The 23,567-nt window shown below is 61.7% G+C and carries 25 protein-coding genes and 1 pseudogene; 9 read left to right on the forward strand and 17 right to left on the reverse strand.

Translation table 11 applies throughout. The annotated features are described in order from the left end of the window. Positions 1–574, forward strand: a pseudogene (locus VFE81_RS20010) (2-isopropylmalate synthase); the annotation flags it as partial. Between the two features lie 102 nt (positions 575–676). Here the strand turns inward: VFE81_RS20010 and VFE81_RS20015 are convergent. Together VFE81_RS20015 and VFE81_RS20020 are read right to left on the reverse strand one after the other, a co-directional pair. Next, on the reverse strand, positions 677–1,060 hold the full coding sequence (locus VFE81_RS20015) for a nuclear transport factor 2 family protein (RefSeq protein WP_325046252.1): 384 nt from the start codon (positions 1,058–1,060) through the stop codon (positions 677–679). Between the two features lie 43 nt (positions 1,061–1,103). Continuing rightward, positions 1,104–1,667 carry an acyloxyacyl hydrolase gene (locus VFE81_RS20020; RefSeq protein WP_325046253.1) on the reverse strand — a complete coding sequence of 188 codons (564 nt, stop codon included), beginning with the start codon at positions 1,665–1,667 and terminating at the stop codon, positions 1,104–1,106. A gap of 362 nt (positions 1,668–2,029) precedes the next feature. Here VFE81_RS20020 and rpoH point away from each other — a divergent pair, with 362 nt between their 5' ends. The 5 genes from rpoH to cydX all read left to right on the forward strand — a co-directional run bounded on the left by rpoH (position 2,030) and on the right by cydX (position 6,472). Then, the gene (rpoH, locus tag VFE81_RS20025) at positions 2,030–2,965 is read left to right on the forward strand and encodes an RNA polymerase sigma factor RpoH (protein ID WP_325046254.1); all 936 of its coding nucleotides are present in this window, start codon (positions 2,030–2,032) and stop codon (positions 2,963–2,965) included. A gap of 351 nt (positions 2,966–3,316) precedes the next feature. Continuing rightward, on the forward strand, positions 3,317–3,577 hold the full coding sequence (gene cydP / locus VFE81_RS20030; RefSeq protein WP_325046255.1) for a cytochrome oxidase putative small subunit CydP: 261 nt from the start codon (positions 3,317–3,319) through the stop codon (positions 3,575–3,577). Beyond that, complete coding sequence (locus tag VFE81_RS20035) at positions 3,567–5,156, forward strand: cytochrome ubiquinol oxidase subunit I (protein ID WP_325046257.1); 1,590 nt, start codon at positions 3,567–3,569, stop codon at positions 5,154–5,156. Before cydP ends, VFE81_RS20035 begins: the two co-directional genes overlap by 11 nt. A 34-nt stretch (positions 5,157–5,190) precedes the next feature. Continuing rightward, positions 5,191–6,327: a cytochrome d ubiquinol oxidase subunit II gene (gene cydB / locus VFE81_RS20040; protein ID WP_325046258.1), complete on the forward strand. Its 1,137-nt coding sequence runs from the start codon at positions 5,191–5,193 to the stop codon at positions 6,325–6,327. A 28-nt stretch (positions 6,328–6,355) separates the two neighbouring features. After that, the gene (gene cydX / locus VFE81_RS20045) at positions 6,356–6,472 is read left to right on the forward strand and encodes a cytochrome bd-I oxidase subunit CydX (protein WP_325046259.1); all 117 of its coding nucleotides are present in this window, start codon (positions 6,356–6,358) and stop codon (positions 6,470–6,472) included. Positions 6,473–6,606: 134 nt separating this feature from the next. Here the strand turns inward: cydX and nagE are convergent, their stop codons facing one another. The 5 genes from nagE to VFE81_RS20070 form a co-directional block, all read right to left on the reverse strand. Continuing rightward, positions 6,607–8,382, reverse strand: coding sequence for an N-acetylglucosamine-specific PTS transporter subunit IIBC (gene nagE / locus VFE81_RS20050; protein WP_325046260.1), 1,776 nt, complete (start codon positions 8,380–8,382; stop codon positions 6,607–6,609). Between the two features lie 95 nt (positions 8,383–8,477). Beyond that, complete coding sequence (gene ptsP / locus VFE81_RS20055) at positions 8,478–11,042, reverse strand: phosphoenolpyruvate--protein phosphotransferase (protein WP_325046261.1); 2,565 nt, start codon at positions 11,040–11,042, stop codon at positions 8,478–8,480. A 38-nt stretch (positions 11,043–11,080) separates the two neighbouring features. Beyond that, positions 11,081–12,088, reverse strand: coding sequence for an SIS domain-containing protein (locus tag VFE81_RS20060; protein WP_325046287.1), 1,008 nt, complete (start codon positions 12,086–12,088; stop codon positions 11,081–11,083). Further along, on the reverse strand, positions 12,081–13,184 hold the full coding sequence (nagA, locus tag VFE81_RS20065) for an N-acetylglucosamine-6-phosphate deacetylase (RefSeq protein ID WP_325046262.1): 1,104 nt from the start codon (positions 13,182–13,184) through the stop codon (positions 12,081–12,083). The genes VFE81_RS20060 and nagA overlap by 8 nt, the downstream gene beginning before the upstream one ends. A gap of 85 nt (positions 13,185–13,269) precedes the next feature. Beyond that, positions 13,270–14,004, reverse strand: a complete 735-nt coding sequence (locus VFE81_RS20070; RefSeq protein WP_325046263.1) for a GntR family transcriptional regulator — start codon at positions 14,002–14,004, stop codon at positions 13,270–13,272. Positions 14,005–14,375: 371 nt separating this feature from the next. On the opposite strand from VFE81_RS20070, the gene VFE81_RS20075 reads away from it, so the two are divergent. After that, positions 14,376–15,302, forward strand: a complete 927-nt coding sequence (locus tag VFE81_RS20075) for a bifunctional helix-turn-helix transcriptional regulator/GNAT family N-acetyltransferase (protein ID WP_325046264.1) — start codon at positions 14,376–14,378, stop codon at positions 15,300–15,302. Positions 15,303–15,394: 92 nt separating this feature from the next. On the opposite strand, the gene VFE81_RS20080 is transcribed toward VFE81_RS20075, so the two are convergent. Next, positions 15,395–16,207 (reverse strand): MetQ/NlpA family lipoprotein, encoded by an 813-nt coding sequence (locus VFE81_RS20080; RefSeq protein WP_325046265.1) that lies wholly within the window; start codon positions 16,205–16,207, stop codon positions 15,395–15,397. A gap of 266 nt (positions 16,208–16,473) precedes the next feature. Between VFE81_RS20080 and VFE81_RS20085 the strand changes: the two genes are divergently transcribed. Next, positions 16,474–16,764: a YciI family protein gene (locus VFE81_RS20085; RefSeq protein ID WP_325046266.1), complete on the forward strand. Its 291-nt coding sequence runs from the start codon at positions 16,474–16,476 to the stop codon at positions 16,762–16,764. Between the two features lie 58 nt (positions 16,765–16,822). On the opposite strand, the gene VFE81_RS20090 is transcribed toward VFE81_RS20085, so the two are convergent. The 5 genes from VFE81_RS20090 to VFE81_RS20110 all read right to left on the reverse strand — a co-directional run bounded on the left by VFE81_RS20090 (position 16,823) and on the right by VFE81_RS20110 (position 20,960). Further along, entirely contained in the window at positions 16,823–17,452 is a 630-nt protein-coding gene (locus tag VFE81_RS20090; RefSeq protein WP_325046267.1) for an SCO family protein, read from the reverse strand. A 5-nt stretch (positions 17,453–17,457) separates the two neighbouring features. Continuing rightward, entirely contained in the window at positions 17,458–18,363 is a 906-nt protein-coding gene (cyoE, locus tag VFE81_RS20095) for a heme o synthase (RefSeq protein ID WP_325046268.1), read from the reverse strand. Between the two features lie 6 nt (positions 18,364–18,369). After that, a complete protein-coding gene (locus VFE81_RS20100; protein ID WP_325046288.1) occupies positions 18,370–19,479 on the reverse strand; it encodes a COX15/CtaA family protein in 1,110 nt (369 codons plus the stop codon). Positions 19,480–19,510: 31 nt separating this feature from the next. Continuing rightward, complete coding sequence (locus VFE81_RS20105; RefSeq protein WP_414695628.1) at positions 19,511–20,173, reverse strand: SCO family protein; 663 nt, start codon at positions 20,171–20,173, stop codon at positions 19,511–19,513. A gap of 70 nt (positions 20,174–20,243) precedes the next feature. Next, positions 20,244–20,960, reverse strand: a complete 717-nt coding sequence (locus VFE81_RS20110; RefSeq protein WP_325046269.1) for an SURF1 family protein — start codon at positions 20,958–20,960, stop codon at positions 20,244–20,246. 114 nt (positions 20,961–21,074) lie between these two features. On the opposite strand from VFE81_RS20110, the gene VFE81_RS20115 reads away from it, so the two are divergent. Further along, positions 21,075–21,284: a twin transmembrane helix small protein gene (locus VFE81_RS20115; protein WP_007179452.1), complete on the forward strand. Its 210-nt coding sequence runs from the start codon at positions 21,075–21,077 to the stop codon at positions 21,282–21,284. A 183-nt stretch (positions 21,285–21,467) separates the two neighbouring features. Here VFE81_RS20115 and VFE81_RS20120 read toward each other — a convergent pair whose 3' ends face one another. The 4 genes from VFE81_RS20120 to VFE81_RS20135 form a co-directional block, all read right to left on the reverse strand. Beyond that, positions 21,468–22,325, reverse strand: a complete 858-nt coding sequence (locus VFE81_RS20120; protein WP_325046270.1) for a cytochrome c oxidase subunit 3 — start codon at positions 22,323–22,325, stop codon at positions 21,468–21,470. Positions 22,326–22,456: 131 nt separating this feature from the next. Next, entirely contained in the window at positions 22,457–22,666 is a 210-nt protein-coding gene (locus tag VFE81_RS20125) for a DUF2970 domain-containing protein (RefSeq protein ID WP_325046290.1), read from the reverse strand. 33 nt (positions 22,667–22,699) lie between these two features. Continuing rightward, positions 22,700–23,314: a cytochrome c oxidase assembly protein gene (locus VFE81_RS20130; RefSeq protein ID WP_325046271.1), complete on the reverse strand. Its 615-nt coding sequence runs from the start codon at positions 23,312–23,314 to the stop codon at positions 22,700–22,702. Positions 23,315–23,356: 42 nt separating this feature from the next. Further along, on the reverse strand, positions 23,357–23,491 hold the full coding sequence (locus VFE81_RS20135; protein ID WP_211607278.1) for a cytochrome oxidase small assembly protein: 135 nt from the start codon (positions 23,489–23,491) through the stop codon (positions 23,357–23,359). Between the last annotated feature and the right edge of the window lie 76 nt (positions 23,492–23,567).

Consider the following 23,567-nt stretch of genomic DNA (forward strand, 5'->3'; position numbering starts at 1 on the left):
CAAGATCGTCTTCAACCAGTCGAAGGACGAAATCAAGGCGCTGGCGGTGGAAGGCACGCGCATCATCAAGGAACATGCGCAGGCGCGGCCCGATACGCGCTGGACGTTCCAGTATTCGCCCGAAACCTTCAATACGACCGAGCTTCCGTACGCGCGCGAAGTATGCGACGCCGTTGCGCAGACGTGGCGGCCCACACGCGATCACAAGATGATCATCAACCTGCCCGCGAGCGTCGAGGCCGCGACACCCAACGTGTTCGCCGACCAGATCGAATGGATGGACCGCAATCTCGGCTATCGCGACAGCATCGTGCTGTCGGTGCATCCGCACAACGATCGCGGCACCGCCGTGGCCGCTACGGAACTGGCGCTGCTGGCGGGCGCGGATCGCGTCGAAGGTTGTCTGTTCGGTAGCGGCGAACGCACGGGCAACGTGGACCTGGTGACGGTCGCGATGAACCTGCACGCGCAGGGCGTCGACCCGGGGCTCGACTTCTCCGATATCGATACGGTGCGGCACGTGGTGGAACGCTGCAATCAGATTCCGGTGCATCCGCGGCATCCGTATGCGGGTGTTGCGGCGCAGCGGGCGATGCAGGACGAGGAGGATCTGCAGCGCGTAGCTGCTTAAGCGCTCACAAGGCGCAACCCGCGAAACGGAGTGAGCTCAAAAGGCTCACTCGATCGCGCAACGCGTCGCCTGCCAGGCAATCAGACGCCATTGCCCGTCTTCCTGCGTATGAATCGCCGTGTACGCGATCGGAAACAGCAGCGCCCCGTTATTCGCTTCCATTTCGATCAGCGCGCGCCCGGTGACGATGCAAGTCTCGCGCCCCACCGGCAGCACCTCTTGCGACTGCACCTCGATCTGCCGATAGCGGCGGCGCCCCGCGGTAATACCGTCGATGAACTGCCGCTTCGTTTCACGCTTGCCGTTCGTGTGGACATAGCTCACGTTGTCCGCGAGCAAGGTATCGAGCGACGGCCCATCGCCGTCGACCATCGCACGAAAGCGCTCCCGCTCGAGCCCGCGAATCGCTTCGATTATCTTTGCCGCCATTGCTCAGCCCCTCGCACCGGTGAGCCGAACGTGGCCACGGTCGTCAGAAGTTATATTGCAAATATAGCTGGCTGAAATTTATACCAGGATTCGGCTCTTTGATACCGCCGTTGGAAATATGCTGGAATCGGTAGCCCGCCTGATACTGCTGATGGTTGCCGAACTGCACGCCGATGCCCGCCATGGGGGCGAACTGGAACGCAGTCGAGAGCGTGAGGCCGGAGGAGATTCTCGGGCTGGACAGGAGGTGGATACCGGCGCCCGCTTCGATATAAGGGCGAATCGCACCCGCTCCGTCAATGAAGCGAATGATCGGCGTCACACCGATTTCGCCGATGTTGTCGTGCACATTCCCTTCGTTGGTGTGCCACCAGGCCACGTGCGCTTCGCCGATCAGCGAGAAATGCCAATCGCCGATCTGCCACCACGTCAGATTCGGATCCCAAACCAGCCCGAGATCGAGTTTTTTAATGTGGTGATCCCCAACGCCGCCGGCAATCTGCACGCCGAACTGGTCAGCGGCTGCCAGTCCTGAAACGCTAAACAGAACAGCCGCCGAAGCACCTTTTAGAGCCAGACCACGCAACGCGCTTTTTTTGTTCTTCATCGAGCACCCGACCTAGCCGAACGTTGATCAGCGGACACTGTCCCGGTTATTTTAAAGACAATTTACATCCGGTGGATCGTATGAAGAAACCTAAATTCTCGCAATTAGTCACTTCGATTTTAGAAAAAATCGGTCACTTATAATAGCTAAGGTGCTTTGTCAGGTAAATCCTACGGCCTGTATGGGGCTGCACGCAGATGCGTCAAATGGCTATCAAAACCTAAATTTCAATAGGAATATGCGGAACTTGGATGCCCCTACTGCCTCTAAGTATTAGCACTCGGCAAATCAGAGTGCTAACATCCAACGCTGGAGTCGTTTAACTGAATACGCTTTTGTCTGATTCCAAAGGAGTTTCCTACGTGAGCCATGCAATGACCCTTCCGAGTACTCTGAGCCCGTCGTCGGCTAAGGCCGCTTCGGCAGGTGCACTGGCGCTCTCGCATTCCTCGCTGCTGCCCGGCCAACTGGGCAATATCGACGCCTACATCCAGGCCGTAAATCGGATTCCGATGCTGACGCCGGCAGAAGAACGCCAGTTCGCCACTGAATTTCGCGAGCAGGACAACCTCGAGTCCGCCCGCCGTCTCGTCCTGTCGCACCTGCGGCTGGTCGTCTCGATCGCGCGCAATTACCTGGGTTATGGACTGCCGCATGCCGACCTGATCCAGGAAGGCAATATCGGTCTGATGAAGGCCGTGAAGCGCTTCGACCCGGAGCAGAACGTACGGCTCGTGTCGTACGCCATGCACTGGATCAAGGCTGAAATCCACGAATACATCCTGCGTAATTGGCGGATGGTGAAGGTTGCCACCACCAAAGCGCAGCGCAAGCTGTTCTTCAACCTGCGCAGTCACAAGCAGGGCTTGGGCGCGTTCACGCCGGACGAGATCGAAGGTCTCGCCAAAGAGTTGAACGTAAAGCGGGAAGAAGTGGCCGAGATGGAAACGCGCTTGTCCGGCGGCGATATTGCGCTGGAAGGCCAGGTCGAAGACGGTGAAGAGTCGTACGCGCCGATCGCTTACCTCGCCGACTCGCATAGCGAGCCGACTGCCGTGCTGGCTTCGCGTCAGCGCGACAAGCTGCAAAGCGACGGTATCGCGAGCGCGCTGAATGCGCTGGACGCCCGCAGCCGCCGCATCATCGAGGCTCGCTGGTTGAAGGTGGAAGACGACGGTTCGGGTGGTTCGACGCTGCACGAACTCGCCGACGAATTCGGCGTGTCGGCCGAACGTATTCGCCAGATCGAAGCGAGCGCAATGAAGAAAATGCGCGGCGCATTGGCCGAATATGCGTAAGGCTTAAAACCTTCAGTTGTGCCGGCTGGTCCGGCGCGCGCTGTTTAGCCGCAGAGCCCTGTCCTCGCAAGAAGGCAGGGCTTTTTTGTGCCCCCTCGGACGACGCATGCGCTCAATCGCAGACGCATGCGCACTCACTCCAAGAACATGGCCGCCAAACACGTGTTTCTTGACGTATCACAACCCTCATAGCAATACTGTCCGCACAAGACGACGTTCGCGACCCAATGCCGCAGTGCCGAACTTACGCGTGCAAGGTCCTTGCTCCTAAAATCGGGATGCACTTGCCAGACCGCGCAGGCGGCCCGGATCCAGCCGGAATCACCGGTGTGAAGTCGCCTTCGACCGATCATGACCATAGCCCTGAATCCCGATAACAACCCCCGCTCGACCCTGAGCAAACGGTTCGCCGCCTGGGTGCGCGGTCCGACGCTGGCGCGGGATATCGCCATCGTCCTCGCCATCAAGTTCGCACTGCTGATGGCGCTCAAATACGCATTCTTCAATCATCCGCAGGCGGAGCATATGTCGCTTCCGCCTGAACAAGTCACGCAGGCGCTGCTGTCCGTGCCTGCCTCGCATCCGTCCCAAGGTGATCAACATGCCCGTTAGCGAAGTCGTAGAACTGTCGCGCCTCCAGTTCGCCATCACGGCGCTTTATCACTTTCTGTTCGTGCCGCTTACGCTCGGGCTATCCTGGTTGCTCGTCATCATGGAGTCCGTTTATGTGATGACCGGCAAGCAGATATACAAGGACATGACCCAGTTCTGGGGCAAGCTGTTCGGCATCAACTTTGCGATGGGCGTCACCACCGGTCTCACGCTGGAATTCCAGTTCGGCACCAACTGGTCGTACTACTCGCACTATGTCGGCGACATTTTCGGTGTGCCGCTGGCCGTCGAGGGTTTGATGGCGTTCTTCCTCGAGTCGACCTTCGTCGGCTTGTTCTTCTTCGGATGGAACCGGCTCTCGAAAGTGCAGCACGTGACCGTCACGTTCCTCGTCGCGCTCGGCTCGAACCTGTCGGCGCTGTGGATTCTGGTGGCCAACGGCTGGATGAACAATCCGGTCGGCGCCACCTTCAACTACCAGACCATGCGCATGGAGCTCGACAGCATCTTCTCGGTGCTGTTCAATCCGGTCGCACAGGTGAAGTTCGTTCACACCGTATCGGCCGGTTACGTGACCGCTTCGATGTTCGTGCTCGGTGTGTCGTCGTGGTATCTGTTGAAGCGCCGCGACACCGAGTTCGCTTTGCGCTCGTTCGCTATCGCCGCCGGCTTTGGTCTGGCGTCGACGCTCTGCGTGATCGTGCTCGGCGACGAATCCGGCTACCGCACCGGCGAAGTTCAGCAGGTCAAGCTGGCCGCCATCGAATCCGAATGGGAAACGGCGCCGGCACCCGCACCGTTCACGATCATCGGCATTCCGAATCAGAAGGAAGAGCGCACCGACTATGCGATCCGCATTCCGTATGCGCTTGGCCTGATCGCCACGCGCTCGATCGACGAACCGGTGGTCGGTCTGAAAGACCTGATGGCGCAGAACGAAGTGCGCATCAAGAACGGCATGCTCGCCTACGCCGCGCTGCAAAAGCTGAAGCTAGGGGATGTCACGGACGAAGCCAGAGCCGCCTTCGACGCACACAAGCAAGACCTCGGCTACGGCCTGTTGCTCAAGCAGTTCACCCCGAACGTTACCGACGCCACGCCGGATCAGATCGTGCAGGCCGCCAAGAAGACGATTCCGCCGGTGGCGCCCGTGTTCTTCTCGTTCCGCCTGATGGTCGGCCTCGGCATCCTGTTCCTCGCAACCTTCGTATTGGCGTTCTGGTTCTGCGCACAACGCTCCTTGCTGCTGGAGAAGCGCCGCTGGTTCCTGCGCTGGGCTGTGTGGGCAATTCCGTTGCCGTGGCTTGCGGCTGAATTCGGCTGGATCGTCGCCGAAGTGGGCCGTCAGCCGTGGACCATCGCCGGCATTCTGCCGACTGCATTGTCAGCCTCGAGCCTGACGCCGGGTGATCTTTACCTGAGCATTGCCGGCTTCGTCGTGTTCTACACGGTGCTGTTCATCATCGAAATCATGCTGATGTTCAAGTACGCGCGACTCGGACCCTCGTCGCTGCACACCGGGCGCTATCACCACGAACAGCCGCTGAATCAGCCGCTGCCGACCAACACGGCCGCATGATTCGCCGCCACTCTGTTCCAAGGGAAAGATCATCATGGATTACGCAACCCTCAAACTGATCTGGTGGGTGTTGATCGGCGTGCTGCTGATCGGCTTCGCGCTCACCGACGGCTTCGACATGGGCGCGGCGATTCTGCTGCCGTTCATCGCCACGACCGACGCGGAGCGGCGCATCGTCGTGAACACGGTCGGCGCGACGTGGGAAGGCAATCAGGTGTGGCTCATCACCGCGGGTGGCGCGATGTTCGCCGCGTGGCCGCTGGTGTACGCCGCGTCGTTCTCCGGCTTCTACTTCGCGATGCTGCTGGTGCTGTTCTCGCTGTTCTTCCGGCCGGTTGGCTTCGACTACCGCAGCAAGCGTGAAGACCCGCGCTGGCGCAGTGCGTGGGACTGGGCTTTGTTTGTCGGCGGCTTCGTACCGGCGCTGGTGTTCGGCGTGGCGTTCGGCAACCTCTTGCAAGGCGTGCCGTTCTCGTTCGATACCGATCTGCGTGTCACGTATCACGGCGGTTTCTTCGCGCTGCTCAACCCGTTCGCCGTGCTATGCGGGCTCGTGAGCGTGTCGATGCTGGCCGCGCACGGCGCAGCCTTCGTGAAGATGAAGGCGGACGACGTCGTCGCCGAACGTGCCTCGCTGGCGCTGCGGATCGCGTCGCTCGCCGCCGTGGTGCTGTTCCTGCTCGCCGGCGCACTGATCGCCACGATGATCGGCGGCTATCAGATCGTCGACGCAGCGCCGCTCGATACGGTCGCCAATCCGTTGCTGAAGAACGTGATCGGCGCACCCGGCCTGTGGCTCACCAACTACGCAAACTATCCGTGGATGGTGGCAGCGCCGGTGGCCGGTGTGGTCGGCGGCGTATTCGCCTTGTTGCTGGCACGCTCGCGTTTCGAAAAGAGTGCCTTCCTGTCGACCTCGCTGATGATCATCGGCGTGATCCTGACGGCGGGCTTCTCGATGTTCCCATTCATCATGCCCTCCTCGCTCGACGGCCGCAGCAGCCTAACGGTGTGGGATTCGACCTCGAGCCGCCTGACGCTGCAGATCATGCTGATCGCCGTGATCATCTTCCTGCCGATCGTCCTGATCTACACCGGTTGGGTGTATCGCGTGATGCGAGGCAAGGTAACCGCCGCAGCGCTCGAAGAAAATCACCATTCGATGTATTGATCAGGAACACGGTTAACAGGAGTTTGTGATGTGGTATTTCAGTTGGCTTCTCGGCATTGGCGTGGCGTTAGCGTTCGGCATTATCAACGTGATGTGGCTGGAATCGCGCCGGCCGTTGGAAGCAGGCAAGCATAAGACGCATTGATGTAACCGTTGCCGGCCACGCGCGGGTAAACGCAAAAGCGGCACCTTGGATCAAGGTGCCGCTTTTTTATTACCGCGCCATCTGAAGATAAGCGCGGCAATGGAGCGGCGCAGGCCGCTCCATTACCATATGCATCACGCAGGCAGAGGTGTCGCGCCGCCGCCCGTTGACGACAAACGCGTGGCCATTTGCGCAGCATAACGCTGGGCTGCGTCGCCAACTACGATATGGAACGTGTCCGCCGAGACCCACGCCGTATCGAGCGTAGCCAGACGTTGACGGTCGACCGCCGACGGATCACGAACCACAATCCGCAGACGCGTTGCCGCCACAGCATCCAGCGACACGACGTTGCCTGCGCCGCCGAACACGGCGAGCCAACGCAGCGGATCCGGGTCGAGCGGACCACCTTCCGCACCGCTTGCAGCCACCACAGGCGCAGCAGCAACAATGGGTGCAGCAGCAGCCACCGGCTTCACCGCGTCGCCACCGCCTTGCGCGATTACGGTGCGGATTTCATCGGCGATGATGTCCGCTTCCGGTCCGATGATCACCTGCACGTTGGTCGAGCCGCGCTTGAGCACACCACGCGCGCCGATCGTCTTCAGTTCGCTTTCGGAGACCTTGTTGGAGTCGACCACCGACAGACGCAGACGCGTCGTGCAGGCATCCACCAGCGACAGGTTCGACGCACCACCCAGCGCAGCGATATAACGCTGTGCGCGCGGCACGGCTGCACCGGAAACCGGCGAAACGAAACCGCTTTCCGTGAACGACTCGATCTGTTCCTCTTCGGCGGCGGGTTCGCGGCCCGGCGTCGCCATGTTGAACTTGCGGATGAAGAAACGGAACAGGCCGTAATACACCACCGAATACACGAGACCGATCGGAATCGCCCACCAGCCCTTGGTCGACAGGCCGTAGTTCAGCACGTAGTCGATTGCGCCGGCGGAGAACGTGAAGCCGAGGTGAATGCCTAGCGCCGAGCAGATCGCGAGCGACAGACCGGTCAGCAACGCGTGGATCACATACAGCACCGGTGCGAGGAACATGAAGCTGAATTCGATCGGCTCGGTCACGCCCGTCAGGAACGACGTGAGGGCCATCGAGAACAGCAGACCGCCAACAAGGGCGCGGCGCTCCTTCGGCGCTTCATGGAACATCGCCAGACACGCGGCCGGCAGGCCGAACATCATGACCGGGAAGAAGCCCGTCATAAACGTCCCCGCAGTCGGGTCGCCCGCGAAGAAGCGGTGCAGGTCGCCCGTCACCGCGGCGCCGCCCGGCGGCGTGAAGTTGCCGAACACGAACCACGTCAGCGAATTGAGGATGTGATGCAGACCCGTGACGAGCAGCAAACGGTTCAGCACGCCGAACACGAACGCGCCGAGCGCACCCGCGGTCGTCAGCCAATGGCCGGCCGTATCGATAACGGCTTGCACCGGCTGCCATACGTAGCCGAACACAATACCTATCGCCAGACAGACCACGCCCGTGACAATCGGCACGAAGCGTTTCCCTCCGAAGAATGCGAGGTAGTCAGGCAGCTTGATATCTTTGTACTTGTTGTACAGCAAGCCCGCGACGACACCCGCCACGATCCCGGACAACACGCCCATGTTGAGCTTGTCGTTAATGTCCTTCATCACTGCGATTTCGATCAGGTAACCGATCGCACCCGCGAGACCTGCCACGCCGTTGTTGTCTTTCGCGAAGCCGACCGCCACACCGATTGCGAACAGCAACGGCAGGTTGTCGAAGATCGCGCCGCCAGCGTCGGCGATCATCTTGATGTTGAACACATCGGGTTGGCCCAGGCGCAGCAGCAGGCCGGCAACCGGCAGCACTGCAATCGGCAGCATCAGCGCGCGTCCCAGGCGCTGAATCTTCAGAAACGGATTCCCATCCATTGATACCTCCAATCCTTGTCTCGTTGTCGACAGTCGTCGTTGAGTTCTAGCTTTACGGGGTTACTGAGCGAAGCTGGTTGCGAACTGTGTGGGGTTCAGTCCAAAGGCCAGGTTTCGCGGCTCACTGCTCTTACCGCCTGCGCCGATTCCAGCGCCAGGGCATCCTGGGCGCGTTGGCGGCACAGCTGATAATCGAGGTTGCGCACTCGCGCCTTGATGCCCGGCACCGACACCGGATCCACCGAGAGCTCCGTCACGCCAAGGCCGACGAGCAACGGCATGGCCAGCGGATCGCCCGCCAGTGCGCCGCATACGCCGACCCATTTGCCATGCTTGTTCGCACCCTGCACGGTTGCCGCGATCAGGCGCAGCACGGCCGGATGCAAGCCGTCCGCTTGCGCCGCGAGATCGGCCTGGCAACGGTCCATGGCGAGCGTGTATTGCGTCAGATCGTTGGTGCCGATCGACAGGAAATCCGCGTGTTGCGACAGTTGATCGGCGAGCAACGCAGCCGACGGCACTTCGATCATCACGCCGACTTCGATCGGCTCGGTGCGGCCCGATTCGCGGGCGAATTCGTCGATGCGTTTGCGGATGCGGATCAATTCACCGACATCCGTCACCATCGGCAGCAGGATGCGTACGGCGCCGAGCGGTTGCACCGCTAGCAAACCGCGCAATTGATCGTCGAGCAGATCCGGGCGCACTTGTGCGAGGCGGATGCCGCGCAGGCCGAGCGCAGGATTCGGTTCGGGCGGCAGCGTCAGGTAATCGACTTCCTTGTCCGCGCCGACATCCAGCGTGCGAATGATCGCAGTGCGGCCGTTCAATGCATCGACGATGGCCTGGTAGCTCTGGCGATGTTCGTCGGTGGTCGGTGCCGCAGCGCGGTGGATGAACAGTAGCTCGGTGCGCAGCAGGCCGACGGAATCGGCGCCATTGTCGACAGCGGTTTTCGCGTCGTCGAGCGTAGCGATATTCGCGGCGACTTCGATCGCGCGGCCATCGGAAGTCACGGCCGCCTGTTGCGACGTACGGCGGTTCGCTTCGCGCACGCCTGCAAGTCGGCTACGCTCAAGACGCGCACGTTCGACGTCGAGCTCGGTCGGAGCGAATTCGAGACGCCCGGTGGTGGCGTTCACCACGACCTGCGTGCCTTCGGGAATCGCGTGCAAGGCATCGCCGACTGCCACCAGCGTCGGAATGCCCGCTTGCCGCGCGAGAATCGCCGCGTGCGAAGTGGCGCCGCCGCGTGCCATCACCAGCGCAGTAACACGTGTGCGATCCAGCGACGACAGATCCGACGGCGTGAACTCTTCAGCCGCCAGCACCGCTTCGTCCGGCAGCGTGCGGGCCGCTGCATTCGTATAACCGAGCGCGCGCAATACGCGCTTTTCGATATCGCGGAGATCTGCGGCACGTTCCGCGAGCAACGCGTCTTCGATATTCGTCAGAATGGCGATCTGCGCACGGATCGCTTCGCGCCATGCAAAGCCGGCGCTCTTGCCGAGGCTGATCAGATCGCGCGCGGCATCGACCAGCGTCGGATCTTCGAGCAGTACACGGTGCACCGCGAAGATGCCCGCCTCACCCACCGCACCGCGTTGCGACGCATCGCGCACGGTGGTGCCGAGGTCGGCGTCGACGGTAGCAATCGCCTTGTCGAGCAAACGGCTTTCAGCCGCCGACGTGCCGTTCGCCTTTTCCGGCGGATCGATGTCCGCGTCGTCCCAGCGCACCAGCTTGCCGACCGCGACGCCTGGCGACGCGCACACACCCGCGAGCGTATTCGGCGCAAGCGCTTCGCCCGCAGCGCGCGCAACGGCTTGCGGCGCCGGCGAGCTTTGCCGCGCCGGCCTTTCTTCGACTTCGCCGTGTGCTTCACGCGTCAATTCGTGAGCGATGGCCTCGATCGCGGCTTTGGCTTGCGGGCCGACACCGAGCAACTCGACAGTCGCACCAACGCCTGCGCCCAGACCGAGCAAACCGACCACGCTCTCGATCGCCGCCTTGCGTCCTTCGTAACGCACTTCGACGCGCGCATCGAAACCACGCGCCGCTTCACGAGCGCGCGCTGCTGGCCGCGCATGCAAACCGCCTGCGTGAACCAGCGTGACTTGCTGACGGGCTTCTTCGGTTACGTTGGTGGCACTCGCCTGCCGCGACGCATGCGCCGCATCGCCATCGCGAGCGCGGAGCACCAGCAATGGCGTTTCGCCTGCATTCAGCATGCCGCCCGGCGCACGCTCGACAATCTCGAATGCGTCCGAATTGGCAATCGCGATCACCGAGACGAGACTCGGCGCATTCAGCGCGACCTGATCCTGATCGAACTCGATCAGGACGTCGCCAGTGCGCACCTGTGCGCCTTGCGCGACCATCGGCGCAAAGCCCTTGCCATTCAGCTCGACCGTATCGATGCCGATGTGCAGCAGAATCTCCACGCCCTCGGCCGTGGCAAGCGTGACCGCATGACCGGTGCGCGCGAGATGGGTGACGATGCCGTCGCACGGCGCGACGAGTCGCCCCTCGATCGGATCGATGCCGATACCATCGCCGAACATGCCGCCCGAAAACACAGGGTCGGGCACGTTCGCCAGCGGCACGACCGGACCGGTCATCGGCGCGAGCAAAACAATATGGCCTTCAGATTGGCTCATCAAGCGGGACTCCTCGACACGTCGCATCTGATTTCTCGTCAGTGAGTTTCGGTGACTTTGTTGAGATGGCGTGGCGCGTCAGGATTGCGCCCACGTGCGGCGGCAAGGCCGGCAGCCATCACATAAAAGGACAGGATCGCGGCGATCGGATCAAGCGCCGCATGAGCGGTAGTGGCAAGCGGCAAGCTCGCTTCCGGCACGTCGTCCGGTGCGGCGAGCAGCACGCGTGCGCCGCGCGCCTGCATGTCGCGTGCGAGTTGCAGCAAGCCCGCCTGCTCCGGACCGCGCGGTGCGAAGACCAGCAGCGGGTAATCGCGATCGATCAGTTCCATCGGACCGTGCCGCACTTCCGCGCTCGAAAACGCTTCGGCCTGAATGCCGGAGGTTTCCTTCAGTTTCAGCGCGGCTTCCTGCGCGATCGCAAGACCCAGACCGCGGCCGATCACGATCATGCGTTCGATGCCACGCAATTCGTCCACCGCTTTCGACCAGTCCAGCTTGCCCGCGGCTTGCAGCGCATCGGGCAGCGTGTTCAACGCGCCGAGCAGCGCATCGTCTTTCTGCCAGTGCGCGACCAGTTGCGCGGAAATCGACAGCATCGCGATGTAGCTCTTGGTGGCCGCGACGCTCAATTCCGGACCCGCGACGAGCGGCAGGTGAAATTCGCATGCATCTGCCAGCGGCGAGCTCGGCGCATTCACTGCGGCCACCGTCAACGCGCCGGCCTTGCGCAACGCTTCCATCGTGCCGACCAGATCGGGGCTCTTGCCCGATTGCGAGAACGCCAGCGCGAGCTGATCGCGCACCTGCAGCGGTGCTTGCTGCAATGTCGCGACCGACATCGGCAGCGAGGCCACCGGCACGCCGAGGCGGCTCATCGTCAGGCTTGCGAAGTAACTCGCTGCATGGTCCGAGCTGCCGCGCGCGACCGTCAGCGCGACATGGCGCGGCTGCTGGGCGAGCTTCGCCGCCAACGCCTCGACGCGCGAGGTATCCGTGAGTTGCGCGGCGACCGTTTCAGCGGACGCCAGCGCCTCTTTAAGCATATTCGACAATTGCTTCTCCTTCGACGTAAGTTGCGGTCAACGCCAGTTCACGATCGAACACGACCACATCGGCCCACGCACCGCGCGCGATGCGGCCGCGGTCTTCGATGCCGAGGTAGTCGGCGGCGTAGCGCGACAAACGGTTTGAAACATCGGCGATCGGCAAACCGATCGATACGAGATTGCGCAGCGCCTGATCCATGGTCAGGGTGCTGCCAGCGAGCGTGCCGTCGGCGAGTCGCACGCCGCCGAGGCACTTCGTCACATGCTGGCTGCCGAGACGGTATTCGCCGTCAGGCATGCCGGTAGCCGAGGTGCTGTCCGTCACTACATAGAGACGCGGAATCGCGCGCAACGCGGCGCGGATCGCGCCCGGATGGACGTGCAGCAAGTCGGGAATGATTTCGGCGAATTCGGCGTGCGCGAGCGCGGCGCCGACGAGGCCGGGATTGCGGTGATGCAGCGGCGACATCGCGTTGAACAGATGCGTGAAACCACAAGCGCCGTGCTTGAGTGCTGCGACGGCGTCGTCGTAAGTGCCGAGCGAATGGCCGAGCTGCACGCGCACGCCGCGTGCCGCCATCTCAGAAATGATCTCCATGTGGCCGGCGATTTCCGGCGCCAGCGTGACCACGCGAATCGGCGCGATCGACAGATACTTCAGCACTTCGTCCATCACCGCCGACACGGCGGCGTCCGGCTGCGCGCCGAGCTTGCCGGGGTTGATATACGGACCTTCCAGATGGACGCCGAGCACGCGCGAACCGCCTGGCGTGCGAATGCGCGCATTGTTGCCCAGACCCGCGACGACACTCATCAGCTCGTCGCGCGGCGCGGTCATCGTGGTGGCGAGCAGGCTCGTCGTGCCGTAACGCGCATGCGTGCGGGTGATGGTTTCGATCGCGTCATCGCCTTCCATCACGTCGGAGCCACCGCCCCCATGCACGTGCAGATCGATGAAGCCGGGCAGGATGTACGGCGCGTCGTTCTTCGACGGATCGGCGCGTTCGCCGGTCAGTGCCGTGATGCGGCCGTTTTCGTATTCGAGCGTGCCGTGAATCCACCCATCGGTGGTGAGTATGTTTCCGGTCAGCATGATTCTCTCTGGTGAGGCGTAATGCGGGGTGTGACTGAATTGCGCCCGATGGCGCTGCACGTGACGGCGGGCCGCGCGGCCTCTCTCAGGTGCGCAATTCAGCGACAAAGTCGTAGTAATCGTCGCGGCAATAGGTGTCGGTCAGTTCGATCGCACGCTGGTCCGCGCTATACCCGATACGGGTAATGACCAGCAGCGCCGAGCGCGGTTCGATATCCATCAACGAGGCGATCTCGCTCGAAGCGTTGACCGCGCGAAAGTGCTGCAGGGCGCGCACGACGGCGGCGCCACGTTGTTCGAGATAGCTGTAAAGCGAGACGCCAATGGCCTGCGGATCGGGCACGATCGCCGCCGGCAGCGCCGAATGCTCGACCGCCATCACGATGCCGTCCGCGCGCCGCAGGCGTCGCAGACTCGTCACCGCCGCACCGGGCGACAGGCCGAGGTGCACCAGTTCATCACGGTTGGCGGCGCGGATATCGCGCTCGAGCCATACCGAATCCGGTCGGAAACCGCGTTGCTGCATCTTCTTCGTGAAGCCGGTAAGCCGCGATAGCGGATCTTCTACGCGCGGCGTAATGAAGCTGCCCGCGCCGCGCGCCCGCCGGATCAGGCCCTGCTCGACCAGTAGCTCGATCGCCTTGCGCGCGGTGATGCGCGACACGCCAATCGCATCCGAGAGCGTGCGCTCCGAAGGCAGCGCTTCACCCGCCGACCACACGCCGCAGTGGATTGCCGTCGCCAGATTGCGCGCGAGCTGCAGATAGAGCGGCGTGACGTTGCGAGCGTCAGGCATCAGTGCGGACCAGCGAGTTTCCATGGGGCTCCGGCGGTCGTCTCGAAGAATGCGGCCTACGAAAATGAGAGCCCATTATATAACCAACATAATACCAGTCAATTGATTGGCCTCATGCTGGTATGACGTCGCTGAAAGCCTTGCCGGATAAGCCTCAGAAGGCGGTTTACCGGTGTCGAAGGGCTGATTTCAGGGATCGGTATTTACCCCTATCCGGCATACCGACAGGCATTCTTGCAGTCCACACTGGTCCTCATTACACGAGTGAGCTCACGAGAATCAATACCTTTCTGATACCAGTCGGGATGTGTCCCGTCGTCGCGCAGCTTTTTTAATGAGATACGTTCCAATATAGTGCTGGCTAGGAAGCCATAAAATTCCCCGTGGAGCAGCATTTGACAGATTCCGAGGCGCTGCGGCGCGCTCAGGCCGTCCGCCATTTCAACCGCTTCTACACCCAGCACATCGGTGCGCTACATGAGCATCTGGCAAAGAGCGCCTTCTCGCTGACGGAAGTGCGTGTTCTGCATGAACTGTCTCGCGGACGCGCGCAGACGGCCTCGATGCTCGGACGCAACCTCGGCCTCGACAGCGGCTACCTCAGCCGCCTTCTGACCAGCTTCGAACGACGTAATCTGATTACGCGGCGCCCGTCCGACACGGACGCGCGCCAGTCGCTGATCGCCCTCACCGACAACGGCCACGCGGCCTACGCGCCGCTCGATACGGCGGCGATCGAAGAAGTGTCGGCGCTGCTGAACAGCCTCACGACACTCTCCCAGGAACAGTTGATCGCCGCGATGAAGGTGATCGAGCGGCTGCTCGACAGCAAGCCGCAGCACGAACTCGTGATCCTTCGGCAACCGCGTGCCGGCGAGTGCGGCTGGCTCGTGCACCGGCAGGCGCAGTGGTTCGCCGCGCAATATGGCTGGGATCAATCGTTCGAAGGCTTGCTTGCGCGCGTCGTCGCCGATTACGCGCATCGCAGGGATCCGGTGCGCGAGATGTGCTGGGTCGCCGATCAGGAAGGTGTGGTGGTCGGCTCGGTGTGCATCGTCGGGGTCTCGACGACGGTAGCCGGCGTGCGGCTGTTGTGGGTCGAGCCGGATATGCAGCGTCTTGGCATCGGCACGCAGTTGATGAGCGAATGCGTGCGGTTCGCCAGACGCGCGGGATATACCAAACTCACACTGACCACTGCCAGCACGCTCAAGGAGCCGCGACGCCTATGCGAACGCGCCGGCTTCCAGCTCGTCTGCACGACGGCGGAGCGGCGCTTCGGCAAGGATCTGACGATCGAGCGATGGGAGTTGGAACTGTAGCCCTGCCAACGCGTGCGCGACACACGGACAAAAAACGCCGCGGCTTGCGACCGTGGCGTTTTCGTTTTACGGCTCAGGTTGTAGGCTGTCGCTTAGAACGACGGCACCACCGAACCCTTGAACTGCGTCTTGATGAACTGGCGCACGTCTTCCGACTGATAAGCCGCAACCAGCTTCTTGACCCACGGCTTGTCCTTGTCCTGCGCGCGCACGGCGATCAGGTTCGCGTACGGACTGCGGATATCTTCGAGCGCGATCGCATCTTTGGTCGGCTGCAGACCGGCAGCCAGCGCGAAGTTCGTGTTGATCGCGGCAGCGTCGACATCCGACAGCGACCGCGGCAGTTGTGCGGCGTCGAGTTCGATCAGCTTGATCTTCTTTGGATTCTCGGCGACGTCGAGCGGCGTTGCGTTATTGCCGTTCGTGCCCGCGCCGGCCTTCAGCTTGACCACGCCTTGCGCCTGCAACAGCAGCAGCGCGCGGTTCTCGTTCGACGGGTCGTTCGGCACCGCGATCTTCGCGCCTTGCGCCAGATCCTTCAGCGACTTCAGCTTCTTCGAATAGATGCCGAGCGGCGAGATGTACGTCAGACCGGCGTTGACGATCTTGTAGCCACGTTGCTTGACCTGACTGTCGAGGTACGGCTGGTGCTGGAAGCTATTGGCGTCCAGGTCACCTGCGTCCAGTGCTGCGTTCGGCTGCACGTAATCGTTGAATTCGATGACCTTCACGTTCAGGCCTTCGCGCTTCGCCACTTTGGTAACGACTTCCCAGATTTGCGCATCCGGCCCGCCGATGGTGCCAACCTTGATGACTTTGTCGTCGGCATGTGCGCCGAAGCTCGTGACGATCGCCGCGCTGGCGACTACGGCCGAGAGGGCTTTAAGGATGTTTCTGCGCTGCATGTGATTCTCGCTTTTTCTGATCGATGTCAGATTCGGGTGGAAGCCGGCGGAAAGCGTCTTGTGAACGCGCCGCCAACTGGACCGTAAATGGTCTCATATGCCCGCTGAGATGTGAAATATCACGATCGCATATGGTTATACCCTTGCAATGGCGCGGAGAGAGATGTGCCGACGTTGACCGGGCGCAACGAATCGTCGGGTGACCGATAATTGAAGGTCAGTGCCGCGAGCCCTGGTGGCCCATTCATTCACTTACGAGAACGCCCATGTACGTCATCAATCTCACCTACACCGCATCGCTCGAACGCGTCGACGATGCGCTGGAAGCGCACCGTGCGTTTCTGACCAGACAGTTCGAAGCAGGCATATTCGTCGCGGCCGGTCCGAAAGTGCCGCGCGACGGCGGCATCATTCTGGCGGTGCGCATCGAGCGCGACAAGCTGGATGAGATTCTCGCCAGCGACCCGTTCGCCGAACAGAAACTCGCGCGTTACGAGGTGACGGAGTTCAAGGCGACACGGCTAGCGCCGGGAATGAATTTGCCGATACCGGCTTGAGGATTACAGCGAAGGAAATTGAATACGGGCGCGCGGCTGACGCACGCGCCCGTTTGCATCAATCGAGCAGTAGCTTGATATCGTGCACCCAAGGCGTGGCGCCCTGACCGTCGCGCGCGAACAGACGCAGCTTGCCGGCCGGATCGAACACATAGCTCGCGGCCGTGTGGTCCATCGTGTAGCTATCGGGCGTCTTGCCCGGCACTTTCGCGTAGTAGACGCGGAAGTCTTTCGTGATCTTGGTGAGTTGCGCCTGGTCCGCCGGACGCAAGCCGACGAACGTCGGGTTGAACGCCGGCACGTATTGCGCGAGCAGGGCCGGCGTATCGCGGTCGGGATCGACAGTGACGAACAGCACCTGCACGCGTTTCGCGTCTTCGGGACCGAGTTGCTGCAGCGCTTGCGAAAGCTCGGCCATCGTGGTCGGGCAGACATCCGGGCAATGCGTGTAGCCGAAGAACAGCACTACCACCTTGCCCTTGTAATCCGCCATTGTGCGGTTTTTGCCGGACGTGTCGGGCAGCGAAAAATCGCTCCCGAATTGCGTGTTGCCGGTAATGTCGAGGTTCTGGAACGCGGGCGGCTGCTTGCCGCAGCCCGCCACCAGCAACGCGCCGCCGAGTGCGCAAGCGATCACGGTGACACGCGCGGCGGCACGTGCCGTGCGCACAAAGCGTTGTGTAAGCATGGGTGTTACGCGCCGATCACGACGCGCGCATAGTGGTCGATCAACAGCGCCGCGAACAGCAGCGACAGATAAACGATCGAGTAACGGAAGGTCTTGCGTGCCAGGTCGTCGGAATATTCCCGATAGATCTTCCACGCATACGCGAGGAACACGGCGCCAAGCAATACGGCCGCCGCGAGGTACACCACGCCGCTCATGCCGGAGATGAACGGCATCATCGTGACCGCGAACAGGATTACGGTGTACAGCAGAATATGCAGGCGCGTGTACTTTTCGCCGTGCGTATTCGGCAGCATCGGCAGACCGGCGTTTTCGTAGTCTTTACGCCGATACAGTGCGAGCGCCCAGAAATGCGGCGGCGTCCATACGAAAATAATCAGCACGAGAATCCATGCGTCGCCCGGCACGTGACCGGTGACGGCGGCCCATCCGAGCGCCGGCGGCATCGCGCCCGACGCCCCGCCGATCACGATGTTCTGTGGCGTGGCGGGCTTCAACAGCAATGTATAGATAACCGCATAGCCGACGAAGGTGGCGAGCGTGAGCCACATGGTCAGCGGATTGGCGAACGTGTAAAGCGTCCACATGCCGAGTCCGCCGAGTACGGCCGAAAACACCAGGATTTGCGGAGTAGTGATTTCGCCGCGCGCGGACGGCCGCCACGAGGTGCGACGCATCTTCGCGTCGATCTTCTGTTCCATCAGGCAATTGATGGCGAACGCCGCACCGGCCAGCAGCCAGATGCCAACCGTGCCGCCGATCAGAACGGTCCACGGCACCATGCCGGGCGTCGACAGAAACATGCCGATGACTGCGCAAAATACAGCGAGCTGCGTGACGCGCGGCTTCGTCAGGGCGATGTACTGGGAAACCCGGCTACCGGGCGTTTGGGAGAGAGTTGTGCTGTCCATGTGGGGTCACGCTGGCGCGGCATCGCGCGCAGGCAACACGACGCGGCCGGGACGGCTATAAGCGATCCGAAAGTTTAACATAACGAGCAGAAGCAGCAGGATTGCGGCCCCCCCGTTATGCGCGACCGCAATGGGCAACGGCCATTGCAGGACGATGTTCGACAGGCCGGTAATGAACTGGATCAGCACCACCAGCAACACGCCGTTCGCCGGCCGCCGCAGCGACTCGAATCGACGCATTTTCAGCGCGAACCACGCCAGATAGGCGACCACGACGATCGCGAACGTGCGGTGCGTCCAGTGGATGGCGACTAGCGCATCCTGCGTGATCATGTCGCCGTCGCCGGTCATGCCGAGCGCGCGCCACAAGTGGAAGCCGTGCGCGAAGTCCATCGGCGGGATCCATTGGCCGTTGCAGGTCGGGAAGTCCGTGCAGGCGAGCACCGCGTAGTTGGTGCTGACCCAACCGCCCAATGCGATTTGCACGACAAGCAGCGCGAGACCGGCGATCGCTGCCGCACGCCAACGCGCGGCTTCGGGCTCATAAGCCGGCAGCGGCGTTTGGCGTGCGGCCAGCCAGCCGAGCGTCCCAAGCAACGCGAGGCCGAGCAACAAATGGGTCGTCACAATGATCGGTTGCAACTTCATGGTCACCGTCCACGCGCCGAACGCACCCTGCACGAGAATCAGCAGCAGCAGCGACGTCGGCCACCACGGCGAAACATGCAGCGGACGCCGCTTGATACGAGCCGTCCAGGCAATCAACGTCTGCGCAATGATCAGCACGCCGATCGCCATCGCGAAGTAACGGTGGATCATTTCGATCCAGGCCTTGGTCATGCTGACCGGACCGGTCGGCATCAATTGATGCGCCGCGGTGATCGCAGCGTGGGCGATGAACGGCGACGAGGTGCCATAACAGCCCGGCCAGTCCGGGCAGCCGAGACCGGAGTCGGTGAGACGCGTGAAGCCGCCGAACATCACAAGGTCCAGCGTCAGGAAGGTGGTGAGCCAAACCAGCTTGCGGAATTTGTTGTCGTCAGCCTTGACCCATACATAGGACAGCGGCAACAACGCGATACACAAGCCGATCAGGGCCAGTTGCAGGAGTTGCAAAGCAGACATCTTTCTTACCCTTGTTGCGGCATCAGCCGATGCTCGACCATTTGAGCAGCTTGGTCACGTCGCCTTTGATCTTGCTGGGGTTCGGATCTTTCGGGAAACGCATCATCAGATTGCCGTTCGGATCGACCATGTAGATGTGGTCGGTGAGTTGGGTGCCGGAGTCGGTCGGCAGCCACGCGGACACCTGCGCCGGGTTGGCAATCAGCATGTCGGTGTCGGGGTAGGCCTTTTGTATCACGTCGGACACGTTGCCTGCATCGGTGCGCAGCCACACTTCAACGACGCGTTCGCGTTCCGGGCCCTGAGCTGCGCGGATTTGTCGCATGAAGTACAGCTTGGTGGCACAGGCTTTGTCGCACGCGCTGTTGTCGACGGAGATCAGCAGCCAGCGGCCGCGCAGCGACGCGAGCTTGAGCGGCTTGCCGTCTTCGCCCGTGACGACGAGCGAATCGGGAATCGGCCGCTGAGGTTCGACTAGCGTGCCGTAGCTCGTGCTACCGCCGGTCGGCTTGACCACGTAATAAACGAAGTACGACACGGCGATCGGCGCGGCGCAAATGACCGCCAGCAATAGCAGCATCCAGCGGCCGCGCTTCCACGATCCCTCGCCATTGGGTTGACCGGGCATCACTTTCGAAGCTGCGGGTTTGCCGGCTTGCGGCGAACGGGGAGATTGCGTCGACACTACAGGACCTCTTTCAATGATTGCGCGGCTTCAAGCCCCTTGCTGGGGGCACGAAACCGCAGGCGATGCGTTACACGCTCGGGGCGTGCTCTTTCTTCGCGGCGCGGCGCGCGGCGTACAGGCCGAAGACCAGTGCCGCGGCTGCCATGCCCCACCATTGGAACATGTAGCCGTAGTTGGTTTCGACGCCCGTTGTTGGCGCCGGCCAGTCGCGTACCAGTTTGTCACCGTCGTCGCTCAATTGCTGGATCACGAACGATTGCAACGGCAGCCCGGTTTCCGCAGCGTAGGCCGCCGTATCCAGATTCTGACGGATCTTCTGATGCGCGGCCGATCCGCCCTGCCCCAACTCGAAAGCACGCGAGGCATCGGCACGCGCAATGCCTTCGATTTCGATCTCGCCTTGCGGCGTGGTGTACGGCGCGATGGTCTCGCGATTGTTCATGTTGCGCGGCAGCCAGCCGCGATTGACCAGCACATAACCGCCGTCGGCCAGTTTAAAAGGCATCACGACGTAAAAGCCCGGCTGATCGTTATACGGGCGATTATCCAGATAGACGACTTTATCCGCGACGAAACTGCCGCGCGCCTTCACGCGATGGAATTCGATGTCCTTCAGTGCCACCGGCGTAGCGCTTATGGGCTGCGCGGGCGCGTTTTCGAACTGCGTGATGTGCGCTTCGAGCGCTTCCTTCTGATGTGCGCGGTCGCGCTGCCAGAAGCCGAGCCGCACCGTCACCACGATCACCAGCAGAATCAGCAGCGCGGGAATGAGGCGGAACTTCATCGAACGCACTCCGGCGCCACCACTTGCACCGGCGTCTGGAACGTACGGCAGACGCCCACGCGCGGTGCGATAATAAACGTCTTGCCTCTGCGCTTTCTGGTTTCAGTTGGTTCCATGCACATTCTCGTTCCCATCGCCTTCGTCCTGATCATCGCCAGTATGGTGTCGGCGCTGTATTTCATGATGCATGACAAGGGCAAAACCAAGCGGATGGTCTGGTCGCTCGCCACGCGGGTGGGTCTGTCGATCTCGCTGTTCCTGTTCATCCTGTTCGCTCACTGGATGGGCTGGATTCAGTCGACCGGCATTCCTTACGGGCGTTGAGCTCGGCGGAAAAACTTCGTCACCCCACTCACCAAACAAAACGCCGCCCTGACAGGGTCGAGGGCGGCGCTGCATAACTTGCGTACTGCTCGTGCGCCGCGCCCTTGAATGGCGATGCGCAAACGGCCTGCGCGCCGTTCCGGAAACCGGCCGGTTTCCAGTACGTATGCAGGCCAGACTGCGCTACAGCCAGTACACGACGATGTACAGCCCAAGCCACACCACGTCCACAAAGTGCCAGTACCAGGCGGCGCCTTCGAACGCGAAGTGGTGTTCCGCCGTGAAGTGACCGCGAATCATCCGCACCAGCACCACGGCCAGCATCGTGCCGCCGAGGAACACGTGGAAACCGTGGAAGCCCGTCAGCAGGAAGAACGTCGAACCGTACACACCCGAGGACAGCGTCAGGTTGAGTTCGTTGTAGGCGTGGAAATACTCGAAGCCTTGCAGGAACAGGAAGCTGACACCGAGCACCAGCGTAGCCGCCAGCCAGATGATAGCCTTCTTGCGATGATCTTCGCGCAGTGCGTGGTGCGAAACCGTCAACGTAGCGCCCGACGAAAGCAGCAGCGCCGTGTTGATGGTCGGCACCGGCCACGGCTGCATCGACTTGAAGGTCGAGACCAGCGCTGCCGGACCGTTGTTCGGCCACACCGCCGAGAAATCCGGCCAGATCAGCTTGTAGTCGAGACTGCCGAGCTGATGCAGCGCGATTTCACGTGCATAGAACAGCGCGCCGAAGAAAGCACCGAAGAACATCACTTCGGAGAAGATGAACCAGCTCATGCTCCAGCGGTACGACTTGTCGACATTCTTGCCGTACATGCCGCCTTCCGACTCGGCGATCGCGTCGCCGAACCAGTGCCACAAGGTATAGAGCAACCACAGCAGACCCACGGCGACGCCGAGCGGCGCCCAGTCGTGGTCGTTGATCCAGGCCGCAAGCGATCCGAGCATGACCAGCAACCCAGCGGCGGCGCTGATCGGATGCCGCGACGGATGCGGCACGAAATAGTACGGGCTCTCGTTTTGACCGCTCATTCTTGATTCTCCACTTCAGTCCAGTTGTTCCGGAATCTCCGGCTGTATCTTCGGCGGCGCGTCGATACCGCACCGCTTCACTCTAATTCGTGGGCTCTGCTTCGCCCCGTACTACGCGTGAGCCTGCCGGCTCAACCGACTACGGCGCGCACGATCAGGATCAGCACACCGATAAAAATGGCCGCACTGATCAATGCCGCCAAGATTACATGCAACGGGTTCAGCTGCATTGCATCCGCTTCCAGATCACGACGCTTGCGCACCCCGAAAAACGACCAGAACACGGCTTTCATCGACTGGCCAAAACTGCTCTTGCGCGGGCTGCCGCTGTTATCGCTCATTACGTCTTCTTCCTTCGCCTGCAGCAAACACCGTCAGGCGGGATTGGCGGCGGTTGCCGCCGTACTGGCCGTGGGTGATGCGCTCCCGGCCGTTGCCGCTGCCGGCGTATTCAACTCAAAGAACGTGTACGACAACGTGATCGTCTTCACATCCTTCGGCAATTTCGGATCGACCACGAATACCACCGGCAACCGCTTCGTCTGATTCGCCGTCAAAGTCTGCTGCGTAAAGCAAAAACACTCGATCTTCTTGAAGTACTCGGTTGCCTGCTTCGGCGCGTAGCTCGGAATGGCTTGCGCCTGAATCGTGCGCGCCTGTTCGTTGCTGACCTCGTACATCACTGTCGTCACTTCGCCCGGATGCACGTCGAGACTGCGCTGCTCCGGCTTGAAACCCAGCGGGCCGCGCGCGTTCGCATCGAATTCGATCGAAATCGTGCGGCTCATGTCGACCTGCGTATTCTTCGCCTCGCGCGCCGTGGCATCACGCTGCACGAGGTTGTTGATGCCGGTGATCTGGCAGATCGCGCGATACATCGGCACCAGCGCAAAACCGAAACCGAACATCATCAACGCGACGACGAACAGCTTGATCAGCATCGAACGGTTAAAAGAGCGATCGGCCTGAGCCGGCGGTTGCGTCGACATCTCAATCCTCAACAATCCTGCATACAGGCTCGAACCACCGCGTCAGGTGAACCACTTCTGATGGATGATGACGCTCGCAAAAAAAGCCGCGGCGATGACAAACATCACAATACCGATCCGCCGGTTGCCCGCGCGAACCTGCTCGGGCGTACGTCTTTCTTGAGGATTGCGCGTCATGCTCGACTTTCTGAATACTTTCGTGACCACATGTGCCGCCACTGCTCGTGTGGCTGCCCGGTTCTGACGGCGACTT

Origin of the sequence: Paraburkholderia sp. (genome assembly GCF_035656215.1) — a bacterium.
Classification (GTDB): domain Bacteria; phylum Pseudomonadota; class Gammaproteobacteria; order Burkholderiales; family Burkholderiaceae; genus Paraburkholderia.